Genomic DNA, 15,344 nt, shown 5'->3' on the forward strand with positions numbered 1-15,344 from the left:
TGAAACGCCTCCACGCCGATGATAGTGAGTTGTATTTCTTGCGAAAGTAGGTAGTCTCCGGGCTCTCCATTCTTAAAACCTCTTGCTGCGAACGCGGTGAGAGGTTTTTTCATTTCTGGTTTAAATCTGAATGCATAAATAATCCGAAAAAACCCTTATATTTAGGATAATTTATCGAATTTATTGCTCTTCTTGAGAATTAATAATTAATCTATTTAAATCATTTGGTTGACCTATTAATAATTCGTAAGTTAACAATAGTAAGCTAAGCATTAACCCTGAATAAAAAAATAATATATCGACGAAACGTAAATAAAAGTGTATCTTTGTGTTCGCTCTAAAAACTTAAATCAGGAGATATCAAGATGGCTCAGGCCCCCGAATTCAAATACGCCCCTATGTTCCAGATCGAAAAAGATGATACCGAGTACTATCATCTCTCCAGTGAATATGTCTCTCTGGGCGAATTTGAAGGTCAAGAAATTCTTAAAGTTGAACCGGAAGCACTCACAATGCTTATTGAAAGAGCTTTCACTGATGTCAACTTTATGCTGCGTCGCTCCCATAATGAATGCGTCGCAAAGATTCTGAAAGACCCGGAATCCTCTGAAAACGATAAATATGTCGCTTTGACAATGCTTCGCAACGCTGAGATTTCTGCTAAACGCGTCCTTCCGATCTGCCAGGATACCGGCACTGCAATCATTCATGGCGAAAAAGGTCAGCGCGTTTGGACCAATTTTGAAGACGAAGAAGCAATTGCCCGCGGTGTTTACAACACCTACACACAGAACGCGCTTCGTTATTCTCAGAATGCCCCGCTTTCTCTCTATAAAGAAATCAATACCCGCTGCAATCTCCCCGCTCAGATCGATATCGAAGCCACTCAGGGCGAAGAATACCGCTTCCTGTGTGTAGTTAAGGGCGGCGGTTCTGCCAACAAGTCTTATCTCTTCCAGAAGACTAAGGCAATTCTTAATCCGAAAGCTTTGATCCCCTTCCTCTTCGAACAGATCAAGGGTCTTGGTACAGCTGCTTGCCCGCCTTACCATATCGCTGTCGTGATTGGCGGTACTTCTGCAGAAAAGACAATGCTGACTGTGAAGCTTGCTTCTACTAAGTACTACGACAACCTGCCGACAACCGGCGACGAAACAGGCCGCGCTTTCCGTGATGTTGAGCTCGAAAACAAACTGCTTGAACTTGCTAACAGCATCGGCTTAGGCGCTCAGTTCGGCGGCAAGTATCTTGCTCACGATGTTCGCGTTGTTCGCCTGCCGCGTCACGGCGCCAGCTGCCCGATCGGTATCGGCGTCAGCTGCTCTGCCGACCGTAACGTCAAGTGCAAGATCAATAGAGAAGGCCTCTGGATTGAACAGCTCGATACGAACCCGGGTGAACTGATCCCTGAAGAATACAGAACTAAGGGCGAAGGCGAGACTGTTAAGATCGATCTGAATCAGCCGATGGAACAGATTCGTGCCGAACTGTCTAAGTATCCGGTTTCTACACGCGTTTCTCTGACCGGCAAGATCATTGTGGCTCGCGACATCGCGCACGCCAAACTTCAGGAACGTCTGGATAAGGGTGAACCCCTGCCTGACTACATTAAAGATCATCCGGTTCTCTACGCAGGTCCCGCAAAAACTCCCGAAGGCTATGCCTGCGGCTCAATGGGCCCGACAACAGCTAACCGTATGGATCCTTATGCTGATCCGTTCATGGCTGCCGGCGGTTCCTTCGTTATGATCGCTAAGGGCAATCGTACTGACGTAGTTACCGAAGCCTGTAAGAAACACGGCGGCTTCTATCTTGGAACGATCGGCGGTGTTGCCGCGGACCTCGCAGAAGAAGCTATCCGCAGCATTAAGTGTATTGAGTATCCTGAACTCGGTATGGAAGCGGTTTACGAAATTGAAGTGGAAGATTTCCCGGCATTCATCCTGGTCGATGACAAGGGCAACGACTTCTTCAAACAGCTCAAGCCCCTGCATCCGATTAATCTCGTCGACTAATACTCGTCTTTGAGAACGGCCCGGCAAATTGCCGGGCTTTTTATTTATGCAAACGGCTAAAATTTTCTCTCCCGGAAGCTGTTGCATAGGTATCCGTATTTTTGTACAAATAGATAAAAACATAAGGCAGAGCAGAATGAATACAGAAACAGAAAAATTAAAAAAGATTTTTTCTCTATGGAGAGATATTGAGTGTCTGACCCCGTTCGAAATTCACGAAAATGATTTTGAATCTCTGCTGGACCCGAATAATTCTGCACATTCACCGCGCAGTTCTATTTTTAAATGGGACGAAAAAAACAACCGCGGCCGAACTGCCTTTCAGCACGAACTTAATAAGTCGCCGGTCGGCACAGATACGGCAGAACACATCACGGTCTATACGATCTGTGCAGGAGTGATTCCGACAGAACTCTACGTCAAACGGGTAGAAGAACTCCTGCGCAAACTGCGTCCTGACTGTTCAGAGTTTCTAAAAGACTATTCTTACGAACAGATGCGCAGTAACGGACGCATCGCGCTCGGCGGATTTCGCGTAAATCACTTTGGAAAATTCGTCCCGGATTCAATTCATATTTCCTACGCTTTTGCTTATTTGATTGAACTTTCAAGAATGGTGAAGGACAGGGAAAAGATCGCGGATCCCGTTTCTCAGGCCGTGTCCGTTGCGATTTCAATCCAAAGCAGGTTTTGGCCCGAACTGGATACGTCAATATCTTCTGCGGAGGACGCGCAGGCGGAGCTCCCTGACTCAAAAATTCTTTATCAGATGAAGTGCAGACGGATGAAAGGCGCAAAAACTCGAGATGGAAAATCGAGAAGGATCATGCAGCTGAATGATCTTAGTCCCAGCCTTCCAATCTTTGATGCAAACATCGTCGACGAAATCGTGAAATTTTTGCTTAAAGAAGCAGAGCTGGATGTACCGTATGAAATTTGGGTGGCTAAACAGTTTCAGGTTTCAACTCAGCCCGCACCTATGCCTTTCATGAATTCGCCGTATGTAGTGGAGATAGAAAGAATCCTTGCGCTGCTTAAAGATAACTTTGCAAGCCCGGAAGATATTCTGAGCAAAATCACTTACAGTATCTTGGACGATTCTCCCGGTCCGGATCGCAAAGATATTCTGACTTCTCCCAAAGCATTTGCCGATTTGGCAAACCCTAAGCACTTTAATCTCGGACGCTGGCCAAATCTCATTCAGCACTATTTAGTTCCTCTGCAGCAGGCGGCAGTTGAAGCGATTTGTTCCTGTGATGATTATTCGCCGGTCGTTTCAATTAGCGGACCTCCGGGTACCGGCAAGACAGAAATAGTGAAAGAGCTTGTCGCTGATGTAGTGGTCAGAAGAGCGTTCGTGCTCAGCAAAATTAAAAATATCGGAGTTGAAGAATTATTTGACGATATCGCCGAAGGGCTGGCTCTCAAGTCGGAATTTTCAGAAGACTTCTCAATTATTGTTGCCTCCAACAACAATAACGCGGTTGAAAATATTACGAAGGAACTGCCTTATTCGTACGGATTTGAAAGGCAGACGTTTTATTTTCCGGAACTCGCTGATGAGTTAAATCACACGGAAGGCGCTTGGGGACTGATCTCTGCCGCTTTGGGAAAAGGCATAAACTGGCAGCGGTTTTATAAAACACTTTTTAGACGGAAGACGCTCGATTCGAACGGAACTAAGGTAAAAAAAACTTATCTCGAAGGATATCTGTTAGAGCAAAGAGATCAGGAAGGCGGTCAGGTTGCTGTTGAAAAGAAATGGGAGGAGCAGCGTGCAAATTTCAAAAAACTTCTTGGAGAAACAGTTTCTCTGCTTAAACAGCAGGACAGCATTTATAAGAATCAGCGTAAAGATCTGCCTGAGAGCGTCTCACAGAAGGTTCAGCAGCGCAGAAGCGGTCTATTGGACCAAATCTTTGCAGACGGTTTAGAAGACGAAGATGCACAGCCGATATCGTTGTTTGATTTTTCGACGCGGGGTGTAAAGGAAATCAACCATGAAAAACGCCTGTATTCGACTAAGGAAATTGATATCACGAGAACAGAGCTCTTTTTGAGCGCGCTTGAGCTTCATCGTCTGACCATTCTTATTCATGCGAAGCGTTTTGTTCGAGCGATCGAGACCTGCAGTCTAGCATCGATGAGGAATGTCTCTTCGGTTTATCGAGCTCAAATGCTCGGGACGATTACGTTTTTAGTTCCTGTTATTTCTACGACGTTTGCCGCGTCAGTCATTCGCTTTGGATGCTGTACAAAGAAAACGCTTCCGTGGGTTGTGATTGATGAAGCTTCTCAGGCTTCGCCTCAGTCGGCACTTTGTCTTATGCAGAGAGCAAAACGGCTTATTGTGATTGGAGATACGCGTCAGCTTCCGCCGGTTGTTTCGCTTCCGCTCCCGATCATCGAGATGCTCATTGGAAAGGATAAATACTACGAACGATGGATATCACCGTATTGCAGCCTCCAAACTCTTGCGGATAATACCCAGGAGTACGGGACATGGTTTAGAAATTTCTCCGGCGGGAAAGAATGGACCGGACTTCCGCTGCGAGTACAGAGAAGGTCGATCAGACCGATGTTTAGAATTTCCAATGCTCTGTCATACTCCGGACAAATGTCTCTTCCCGGTCATTTGGAAGAAAAATTCAAAAAAGGGAAATTTATCCGTAGTTTTTGGCTTGATGTCTCGCCTCAGTCTCCAAGCGACAGCAACTGTATTCCGGAGGAGATGGAAGCGGCGTCGCAACTGCTTGACTGGCTGGATAATGAGCTTGGCCGGACGGCTTTCTTTAATCGCGATTCCGAACCCAAAACGCTGATGATTTGTACGCCGTTTAGGGCAGTATCGGGTGCTCTGAAAGCTTCCGGGCTTACAAAGAATCGTATGAACTTTACGATAGAGAAGATTGGAACGATCCATACGATGCAGGGGCGTCAGGCAGATGTCGTAATTTTTATTTTAGGTTCGCGAAACGGCAAAGCCGGTTACTACGCAAGGAGCTGGGTCTGTGAACCGCCTAATCTGTTGAATGTAGCCGTAAGCCGTGCCAGAGAAACACTTATCGTTATTGGAAATTACGAAGACTGGCATTCTTTTATGCCGATGGGCACGGTAATTGACGCCCTGGAGCAGGATGGACTCGGTATTTTGACGGAATTACCGATAAATGGTTAACAAGTAGATACAATAACGAGAAATTAGGATGCGGCGCGAATTGCACAGCCAGGTCCGACAAGTCTCATGGAACTACTAGTATGGATTCAGTGTTTTGGATTGTGATAGCGGCGATGGTTTTAATCGTCGTTCTCTTACGCTTTAAAGTTATTATCGGCTTATCGATTCTCTCGGGCGGCCTTTTGATCTGGCTGTTTGAGTCGAGATCGCTGGAAATGCTTTGGAAGGCGATGCAGCAGACGCTGGTGATGCCGAGAACATGGGACCTAGTCCTGTGTTTGTATTTTGTGATGTGTCTTGAGGTTGAACTGAGAAAGAGCGGATCGCTGCATGGAATGGTCGTCACGATGCGCAATATTTTCTCCAGCAATAAAGTGACGCTTGCGTTTATGCCGGCATTTTTAGGCTTGCTGCCTTCCCTTGGAGGCGCGCGTTTCTCCGCTCCGATTGTGAAGGAGGCGAGCGAAGGCATTGCCGTAGATGACGAAGAAAAGAGCGCTATTAATCTTTGGTTCCGTCATATTTTTGAATTTTCCAACCCTCTGATGCCCGGCGTCATTCTTGCCTGCGGTATTGCGAACGTCACAATTTCGGATCTGATCACACACGTCGGCTGGGTTACGATTCTGTGTTTTGTTCTGGGTTGGATTGTTTTGATTCGTCCGCTCAGAATTACCGATCCGGAAAAAGCCACCAACACGACAAACGATCACTCCATAGATTGGAAGAGTTTGTTCCTCGCTTTTGGCCCTATCATCGCCAGCTTTGTTCTGATTGTCGCCTTTAATATGCAGGCGGCTCTTGCGATGGGATTGGTCGTAGTCGGTTTCATTCCGCTTTATTTCCTTTTCAAGCGTCAGATTCCTATTCTCAGTGTATTTACAGAGAGTTTGGACAAAAAGCTTTTCTTTAATGTGATCTGTATTCTGTATTTCATTCAGCTGTTGACCGTCATTGGAACACTGGATGAAATTGTGAATGCGTTTAATCATTCGAGTCTTCCGGCTCCTGCCATTGTTGCCTGTCTGGCCTTCATTTTTGGTGTGATGACCGGAATGGGACAAGGCTACATTGCGATTGTGATGCCGATCGTTGCTCTTATGGCACCGGGAAATATTATCTTGGTTGGCATTACTATGGTTTACGGCTTAGTCGGTCAAATGATTACTCCGACTCACCTCTGCATTCTTGTAACGGTTGACTATTTCAAGAGCAGTCTGTGGAAAACGATTGGTAAATGTGCCTGGCTGTCATTTTTAACTGCGCTGATCTTTTCAGTTTGGACGTATTTCCGTTACTACAATTGACGGATTGGACTTACGGAGGAGATAAATGTCTCTTGCTGACTGCTTTGCGCTTTTTGTGAAGTTTTTCTTCCTGCTGACGCCGCCTTTTGTTATGTCCGCCTTCTTGTCGGTAACGAAAGACAATTCGATTAAAGAGCGCAATTATTTGGCGTTGTGGATTACTTTATGGATTTTGATTATTTCCGGAATATTGCTTTTCTTTGGCGGATTTATTTTCAAAATCTTTGGTATTACTCTTGATGCCTTCCGTGTCGGAACGGGCGCATTGCTTTTTCTAACGTCGGTCGGTTTGGTGAGCGGAAATTCCATCCGTGTTCCTCAGGGAGATTCTATTCAATCTCTTGCTGTGGTTCCAATGGCGATTCCAATCACACTTGGGCCTGCTTCAATCGGCGTACTGATGGTTTACGGCGGCGAAATAAAAACAGGCCTTGGTTTCTTCCTTGCTTATCTTTCGATCAGTGCCGCGGTGATCTGTGTGGGCCTTCTTCTGTTTGTGTCGAACTATATTCAGAAGGCGATTGGGAAAAACGGCCTCGTAGTGCTGAGTAAGCTGACCGGTCTAATTCTCGCTGCGCTATCGGCTCAGATGATTTTCATGGGGGCTGACGGTTTTCTTCAGGAGGCGATTAAGAACGCTTTAAAATAAGTGTGTTAGCGGAAATAACCCCGTATTATTTGCTTACACAGCCTCTCTTGAACAATTGAGCATCTTCGTGTATATTGCTCGGCTCAATTAAAGGAGGGGTATAACATGGATAACGGAAGAACAGAAAACAAAGAGTCCGCTAAGATTATTGCGATATCCACAGTGATGTCTATGATCGGCAGCGCACTGCTTTTAGCTGTGTCGCATGTAATCGGCTAATAAAATCGAAGTAAGTTTTAACCGTCTAGGCTGAAGAGGCCGGGACGGTTTTTTTGTTTATGGCGGTTCGTCGGAAAAATTTCGTTTCCGAGGCGGTCGTCCTGCAGGCTCAGAGCCGCGAAAAGACAACTGCCGCAGCCGGAGAAGGTTGTTCTGCTGAAGATAAGTCATGCGGGGAGTTTTTCGCGAAGATTCTGATTCGGGGTTTTGAGAAACCGCAGGCAAAGACAAACAGATATCGACTGTGGTTATTCTGTGTATTAGATGATTGAAAACTCTGAAAACCCGCATGGATACTGGGTTCTGGCGGCCCCAACAGGAATCGAACCTGTACTTCAGTCTTAGGAGGACCACGTTGTATCCATTCAACTATGGGGCCGGAGCGAGTAATTTTAAAGCATTTTTAATTTACGAGTTGGAACGTCTTCCAAACAGGGCAAAATTCTTGTGGTTTGTGTCTGGAGACTTTTCGTTCAACAGGCCGAGGTTCTGAAGTGCGGCCTTATCCGGTTGTTTGAATCGGCTTAAAGGTTCTTTTTGTACGGCAAAGCCGTTTTTTAAGAGAAGGAAATCGCTATTTCGGCGGCTGTTTGAGTCTCTCAGCGGTCGGTACCGGAGACGCGCTGCTCAATTTTCGATGGCATTTCTTCTTTGATTTTCGGCTCATGAGCGACGAAACCGACTCCCTGCTTCGAAGTCGGACACGGCAGTGAAAATATGAATTAACACCTGCAGGCCTTTTGATAAAATAGAACTTTGCGCTTTTGTCTTTTGTTTTACTTATTCCAACCGTATGTCCGCAATTAATGAAGCAGCTCAAACCTACTCAGAAGGTTCCATCACAGTCCTAAAAGGTCTGGAGCCGGTTAAACAAAGACCGGGTATGTACACTCTGACGGATAGTCCGCTGCATATTATCCAGGAAGTTATTGATAACTCCAGTGACGAGGTTCTTGCGGAATACGGAACAAAAATCATTTTTACCGAGTACGCGGACGGTTCAATCTCCGTTGAAGACGACGGACGCGGCATTCCGGTCGGTCTGCATCCGCAGGAAAAGACTCCGGTGGTCGAATTGGTGTTCACACGACTGCACGCGGGTGGTAAATTTAATAAGAAAGAAGGCGGAGCATACTCATTCTCCGGCGGTCTGCACGGCGTAGGCGTGTCTGTGACAAACGCTCTGTCAAACCGCCTGGAAGTTACCGTATGGCGTGACGGCCTCGAAAGTACGATCGCTTTTGAAAACGGCTTTGTTAAAGAAGAGCTGAAAAGCATCAAATCTCCCAGGCCGAAGCGGGCCACAGGAACAAGAGTTCGCTGCTGGCCGAATCCTAAGTACTTTGACAGCCCGAAGATTCCGCGGGCTCAGCTGATTCGTCTTCTTAGAAGCAAGGCAGTACTGCTCCCGGGCTGCGAAGTCATCTACATCAATGAAGCCGAAGACATTCGCCAAACCTGGAAATATACGGGCGGCCTCAAAGAGTATCTGCTCGATCAGGTTTCCGGTAAGTCGATCGTCACTCCGTTCGAAGCAAAAGGATATGCGACCGAAGAGGACGAAATGTTCCCAGAAGGAGAGGGCGCAGCCTGGGTTGTGACTTGGACGGAAGAAGGTAATCTCGAGCGCGAAAGCTACGTTAACCTGATTCCTACCCCGCTCGGAGGAACTCACGAAGCCGGTTTGAGAGACGGAATTTATCAGGCGGTCAGATCTTTTATGGAAACCCACGGCCTCGGTGCCAAAGGTGTTCGTCTGATCGTCGAGGATGTGTTCGCAAGAGCAAGCTTCGTGCTGAATACGAAGGTTCTCGACCCTCAGTTCCAAGGCCAGGTTAAGGAAAAACTGATCAGTAAGGAAGCGTTAAAGCTGGTCTCTTCCTTCGTTCGCCCTCAGATGGAATTCTGGCTGAACAGCCATATCGAAGAGGGGAAGAAACTCGCCGAGATGTTTGTGAAACAGGCTCAGGCAAGACAGCATTCTTCTCAGAAAATTGAAAAGAAAAAAGGTTCGTCCGTCGCGGTTCTGCCCGGAAAACTGACCGACTGCACGAGCGGAGACATCACCAGAAATGAATTGTTCCTGGTGGAAGGCGACTCCGCGGGCGGCTCGGCAAAGAAAGGAAGAGATAAAGAATATCAGGCGGTTCTTCCGCTTCGAGGCAAGGTCCTGAATACATGGGAAGTGGACAGAAACCTGCTCTTTGGCAATAAGGAAGTTCATGATATTTCTGTTGCGATCGGTGTGGATCCTCATGCGGTTGGGGAAAAACCAGACATCTCCGGCCTGCGTTATGGAAAAATCTGCATCATGGCAGATGCCGACGTTGACGGTTCTCACATCGAGGTGCTTCTTCTGACGCTTTTCTACCGTCATTTCTCCTACCTTATGGAGACTGGACACATCTTTATCGCGATGCCTCCGCTCTTTAAGATTAAAGTGGCTAAGACCGCGAAGAAAAAAGAGCGAAGAATTTACTGCCTTAACGAGGAAGAACTGAGACAGAATTTGGAAAGGCTTAAAAAGGAAAAGTACAAAGAAAATCAGATTGAAATCTCGCGTTTTAAAGGTCTGGGAGAAATGGATTGGCAGGAGCTGAAAGAAACTTCGCTTGATCCTGAAACCCGCAGACTGCTGCCGATTAAAGTCGGCGCGCCGGGTGACGAGCTGACCGAAAAGGCGATGAATATTCTGATGGCCGGAAAAGAAGCGGATTCGCGCAAGGAATGGATTGAACGTCACGGCGATCAGTTTGAACCGGATATTTAACGTATTGCGGACAGTCAAATGGCAGAAAATAAAAAAAGAAAATTAACTGAAAAGGATCAAACCAGCTTCTTTGATGAGGAAATGATGGCTGAAGAGCCTCAGATTCCGGAAGAAACTGACAGTGATACGAAAAAAAATACATCCGCTGACTCCGCTCAGGAGGAAGACATCGGTGCCGGCTCCGGTTTCCTGTTTGATTTAAACGAATACGGATCGGAAAGCGAGAGTGTCGAAGAAAAAGACACCGCTCAGACCGATTTGGCGGAGACTTTAGTCGCGCAGGCAGAAAGCGCCGCGGCTGAGCTGATTGAGCAGGACGCCAAAGACGAAGAAGCCGTAGTTGAAAAAGTTGAAGCGGAAATCGTTGACGCGGAAATGGTCCCTCAGCCTGCGATGCTCAGCGGAACAGACATCGTTGAAGAGGCGATGAAGAACGCCGAAACGGATGTTGATGAACTGACATTGGCTTATTTCGCAAGCCGCGCCTATCTGGAGTATGCGATTTCCGTCGTTAAGGGGCGCGCGCTTCCGGATGTCTGCGACGGCATGAAACCTGTTCAGCGCCGTATTCTCTACGCGATGAAGCGCTTGGGGCTGTCCCCGGACGCTAAAACCGTCAAGAGTGCGCGTGTCGTCGGTGACGTGCTCGGTAAATACCATCCGCACGGTGATTCGGCGGCCTATGACGCAATGGTGCGCTTGGCTCAGGACTTCACGATGCGCTACCCGCTGGTGCACGGTCAGGGCAACTTCGGTTCGGCCGACGGTGACGGCGCGGCCGCAATGCGTTATACCGAAGTAAAACTGTCTAAGTATTCGGAACTTCTGCTGAGCGAAATTGACGAAGGAACCGTTAAATTTGTCCCGAACTACGACGGCGCATTCAAAGAACCGACGCTTCTGCCGGCTCGCCTTCCGATGCTCCTTTTAAACGGCTCAAGCGGTATCGCGGTGGGTATGGCCACTGAGATTCCGTCTCATAACCTTAAAGAGGTCGCGGCCGCTACTGTCAAACTAATTGATCAGCCGGAAACGACAACGGAAGAACTTTTGGAAATTATTCCCGGTCCGGATTTTCCGGGCGGGGCCCAGATCATCTCGCCGCAGTCCGATATCCTTTCGGCTTATCAGTCCGGCTACGGTTCGCTTCAGCTTCGCGCGGTTTATCACTTCGAGGATTTGAGCCGAGGTCTCTGGCAGCTGGTGATTGATCAGCTTCCTTATAAAGTATCCGCGCAGAAAGTACTGTCGGAAATTGACTCTCTGACCAATCCGAAAGCATCATCCGGTAAAAAGACGCTGAGCGCCAAACAGCAGCAGGACAAGCAGCTTCTCATGAACGTGATCTCTTCTGTCAGAGACGAATCAAACGGAGAGGCCGCGATTCGAATTGTTATTGATCCGAAGAGCAAAACGGTTGACCGGGATGAACTGCTGAATGTTTTATTCAGCAAGACCAGCCTTGAAGTCAGCTGTAAATTTAATCTCGTTCTTATCGGTGTTGACGGCAAGCCGAAGCAGAAAGGGCTCAGAGAAATCCTGAACGAATGGATTTCTTTCCGAATCAGAACAGTTCTTGCGCGATGCGGCTTCCGCCGAGAGGAAATCCGCGCGCGTATTCATGTTTTGGAAGGTCGTCTCACGATCATTATCGATATTGATGAGGCAATCCGAATTATCCGTACAGCGGACGATCCTAAGGTCGGACTTATGGATCATTTCCATTTAACGGATAAACAGGCGGAAGACATTTTGGAAATCCGTCTGCGTCAGCTCTCCGGCATGGATCCGATCAAGATGCAGAAAGAGCTAGATAAGCTTCGCAAAGAAGAAGAGAGACTGACGGAGCTGATTGATAATGACCGCAAGCTCAGAAAACAGATTATTAAAGAGATTGAGGAAGATTCCGAAACGTTCGGAGATGAAAGAAGAACGTTAATTGAGGAAGCGCAGACCGCGGCTCTGACCAAGCGTGTTGTGGACGAACCCGTCACTGTCATTATCAGTGAAAAGGGTTTTGTGCGCAGCAGAGGCGGTCATTCTATCGACTGCAAATCGATGAACTATAAGCTCGGAGACGCCTATCGCATGTCGTTTGAGTGCCGCAGTGTCGACAACTTATATGTCCTCTCTGACAGCGGAAGAATTTACTGTGTTCCGGTTTCGCAGCTGCCGAGCGGACGCGGAGACGGAACACATATCAGCGCATTTGTTCAGCTTCAGGACGGCGACAGGCCGCTAGATTACTTTGCAGGTTCGGACGATACAAAGCTTTTATTCTCTTCGGACAGCGGTGTGGGCTTTTTCTGCAAGGCGGGCGACCTTGCGGTTCGTCAAAAAGCCGGTAAGGCATTCTTTACGTTGGAAAAAGGCGCGAAGCCGCTTCCGATCCGTACGGTTTCCCCGATTACCGGATGGATCGCCGCGCTCTCAAGTTCAGGCAGACTGGTTGTCTTCTCCGTCGACGAGCTGAGCGCACGATCGAGCGGAGGCAAAGGCGTTTCGCTGATGATGATCAGCGAGGGAGAAAAGCTTGTTTCTGCGATCCCGATTGCGCCCAACGGCGTTATTGTTGTCGGTAAGGGCAGAGGCGGAAAGATTCAGGAACTGGTGGTTGGTCCGCGTTCCGTTGAAGATTTCCGCACCAGAAGAGGCCGCAAAGGAAGATTTGTTGAAGCTCGCTGGACATTCCTGGAACTCAGACAGAACAAGCCTGAAAAAGAAATGTCGCCGGAAGAAAGAGCTCAGACAGAGTCAACCATTATTTAGCGAAATTCGGCAGCTGCAGCAACGCCCCGTTGATATCCTCAATTGGGGCGTTTCTTCTTTTGCCGCAGACGCTCAAATCTACAATGTAGACGTGCATTTTTATAAAGGTGCTGTGATGCTGTGGAAAGACAGAGAAGGCAGTCAGAACGTTGAAGACCGAAGAGGTCAGGGCGGCGGAATGCCGGGCGGAAGATTTCCTATGCCGCGAGGGAAATTCGGGCTTGCGGTCTTAGCGGTTGTGCTTGTCGCCGGTTATTACGGCATCGATCTCACACCGCTGCTGGGTCTGGACTCCTCGATGCAGACGCAGACCACTCAGTCCGTTCCCTACAAACCGACGGCTCAGGAGGAAGAACTTGCGAAGTTCTCTTCTGTTGCGCTGAAATCCACAGAGGACACCTGGGGAAGAATTTTCAGAAATTCCGGAAAGGCGTATACGCCACCGAAGATGGTTCTTTATACCGGTTCCACAAAGACGGCCTGCGGTTACGGTCAGGCGGCTATGGGCCCGTTCTACTGTCCGCAGGATCAGAAGCTTTATGTGGATTTGTCCTTCTATAAGGATATGCAGAAGAGGCTTGGCGGCGGAGGAGATTTCGCGTTAGGTTATGTGCTGGCGCACGAAGTCGGACACCATGTCCAGAATTTGCTCGGCATCGCGCCTCAGGTTCAGAAACTGCAGTCGCAGGTGAGTCCGAAGGAAGCCAATCAGCTCTCTGTCCGTCTTGAACTTCAGGCCGACTGCCTCGCGGGTGTCTGGGGCCATCAAATGAATAAAGAAGGTATCCTTGAAAAGGGCGACTTGGAAGAAGCGCTTAAGACAGCGACTGCGATCGGAGATGACCGCCTGCAGAAACAAGCGCAGGGCAGAGTGGTTCCGGACAGTTTCACGCACGGCTCGTCCGAGCAGCGCTATTACTGGTTTAAGACCGGGTTTGACAGCGGAAATCCGGAAGCATGCAATACGTTTGCGGCGGGCGCTAAATAAAAAAAACGCTGCGGACAGCGGCTTTCGGCGGGGCGTCTTTCGGACGCCCTTAATTATTTATTTGGCCTCGCGGGCGTCGATTCTTTCTTTGACGAGCTGAGCGAGGATCTTAATACCGGCGTCAATCTTTTCCGGAGGAACGGTGACAAAAGACAGACGCATCTTATTGAGTTCCGGTTCATTAGCATAGAAAGCAGAACCCGGAACATAGGCGACCTTACGATCGAGTGCTTCTTTCATCATCTCATCGGTATTGATGTATTCGGGCAGAGTGACCCAAATAAACATTCCGCCGTCGGGTTTAGTCCAGCTTGTTCCCTGCGGGAAGTATTTCTCGAGCGCTTCGAGCATACAGCTGCACTGTGTTTTGTAGAGTTCGCGAACGGCCGGCATATGCGCATTCATCAGGCCGGTATCCAGGCAGCGAGCGGAAATCAGCTGCGTGAATGTGGAAGTGTGCAGATCAACCGCCTGTTTGAGTACGATAAGCGGATCAAGAGCGGTTTTGGGGCCGACGACATAACCGAGTCGGAATCCGGGGGAGAGGACCTTTGAGAAGGTACCCAAAGTTAACGTTCTTTCCGGAGCGTAGCAGCGGATCGGTTTCGGCGGCTGATGATCATACCAGAGCTCACCGTAGGGGTTGTCTTCAATAATCCAGAAATCGTATTCGCGGGCTTTTTCCGCAAGTTTCTTTCTTCTTTCTTCGGAAAGCGTAATGCCGGTCGGATTCTGGAATGTCGGAATCACGTAGGCGAAGCGGATGCCGCGGAATTCCGGACCGATTTTATCGGGGTTGAGGCCGTATTCGTCAGTCGGGATGGTTAAGAAAGTCGGTCTCTGCAGTTTGAAAGCGGAGAGCGCGCCGAGGTAAGTCGGATTTTCCACCGCGATGACGGAGCCCTCATCAACATAGGCCGAGCCGATGAGGTCCAGCGCCTGCTGAGAGCCGGAGACAATCTGAATATTGTCCGCTTCAACCGGAGCGCTCAATTCTGTTTCGCGTTCGGCGATTGCTTTTCTCAGAGCCGGTTCGCCTTCCGTGCTTGAGTACTGAAGCGCCTGAGCGCCGTGGTGTTCCAAAACCCAGTCAGTCGCTTTTTCAATGGCTTCAACCGGAAAGCTTTTCGGTGAAGGCAGACCACCCGCGAAAGAAATAACGTCCGGTTTGGAAGCGAGCTTTAAAAGCTCGCGAATAATAGATCGTTGAGACCCGCGCGTGCGAACGGATTTCGGCGGGGTCGCGGAAAGTTCAAATTCTGACATTGATAGGCCTTTAATTATTGAATGCCTCGACGAACGCGAGGATAACTGAAATTTTTTAGCTGCTTTTGACAGTTCTACGTACAGGCATTGAACCAAAACGGGTAAGGGAAGAGGGTGAGTTCCCCTATTTGCCTATGCGCAGAAGATATTACAACAAAAGGTGTTTGAAAATTAGAAAATTGA

8 protein-coding genes and 1 tRNA gene are annotated in these 15,344 nt (G+C 48.4%); 7 read left to right on the forward strand and 2 right to left on the reverse strand.

What is annotated here, in order from left to right; genetic code table 11:
• Nucleotides 1-365: 365 nt before the first annotated feature.
• From E5987_RS05510 to E5987_RS05525, 4 genes are all read left to right on the forward strand, one after another.
• Nucleotides 366-2,015, forward strand: a complete 1,650-nt coding sequence (locus E5987_RS05510) for a fumarate hydratase (protein ID WP_160335098.1) — start codon at nt 366-368, stop codon at nt 2,013-2,015.
• A 136-nt stretch (nt 2,016-2,151) separates the two neighbouring features.
• Nucleotides 2,152-5,193 (forward strand): DEAD/DEAH box helicase, encoded by a 3,042-nt coding sequence (locus E5987_RS05515; protein ID WP_160335099.1) that lies wholly within the window; start codon nt 2,152-2,154, stop codon nt 5,191-5,193.
• 80 nt (nt 5,194-5,273) lie between these two features.
• The gene (locus E5987_RS05520; RefSeq protein ID WP_160335100.1) at nt 5,274-6,500 is read left to right on the forward strand and encodes a DUF401 family protein; all 1,227 of its coding nucleotides are present in this window, start codon (nt 5,274-5,276) and stop codon (nt 6,498-6,500) included.
• Between the two features lie 25 nt (nt 6,501-6,525).
• The gene (locus tag E5987_RS05525; protein ID WP_160335101.1) at nt 6,526-7,149 is read left to right on the forward strand and encodes a MarC family protein; all 624 of its coding nucleotides are present in this window, start codon (nt 6,526-6,528) and stop codon (nt 7,147-7,149) included.
• 523 nt (nt 7,150-7,672) lie between these two features.
• Here the strand turns inward: E5987_RS05525 and E5987_RS05530 are convergent.
• Nucleotides 7,673-7,747: transfer RNA gene (locus tag E5987_RS05530), tRNA-Arg, on the reverse strand.
• 414 nt (nt 7,748-8,161) lie between these two features.
• On the opposite strand from E5987_RS05530, the gene E5987_RS05535 reads away from it, so the two are divergent.
• The 3 genes from E5987_RS05535 (at nt 8,162) to ypfJ (ending at nt 13,895) form a co-directional block, all read left to right on the forward strand.
• Nucleotides 8,162-10,138 (forward strand): DNA topoisomerase IV subunit B, encoded by a 1,977-nt coding sequence (locus tag E5987_RS05535; RefSeq protein WP_160335102.1) that lies wholly within the window; start codon nt 8,162-8,164, stop codon nt 10,136-10,138.
• Between the two features lie 393 nt (nt 10,139-10,531).
• Nucleotides 10,532-12,907, forward strand: a complete 2,376-nt coding sequence (gene parC / locus E5987_RS05540) for a DNA topoisomerase IV subunit A (RefSeq protein WP_370267717.1) — start codon at nt 10,532-10,534, stop codon at nt 12,905-12,907.
• 115 nt (nt 12,908-13,022) lie between these two features.
• Nucleotides 13,023-13,895 (forward strand): KPN_02809 family neutral zinc metallopeptidase, encoded by an 873-nt coding sequence (gene ypfJ / locus E5987_RS05545; protein ID WP_160335104.1) that lies wholly within the window; start codon nt 13,023-13,025, stop codon nt 13,893-13,895.
• A gap of 57 nt (nt 13,896-13,952) precedes the next feature.
• On the opposite strand, the gene E5987_RS05550 is transcribed toward ypfJ, so the two are convergent.
• Nucleotides 13,953-15,161, reverse strand: coding sequence for an aminotransferase-like domain-containing protein (locus tag E5987_RS05550; RefSeq protein ID WP_160335105.1), 1,209 nt, complete (start codon nt 15,159-15,161; stop codon nt 13,953-13,955).
• Nucleotides 15,162-15,344 lie beyond the last annotated feature (183 nt).

Origin of the sequence: Parasutterella muris, assembly GCF_009767915.1 — a bacterium.
Lineage (GTDB): Bacteria > Pseudomonadota > Gammaproteobacteria > Burkholderiales > Burkholderiaceae_F > Parasutterella > Parasutterella muris.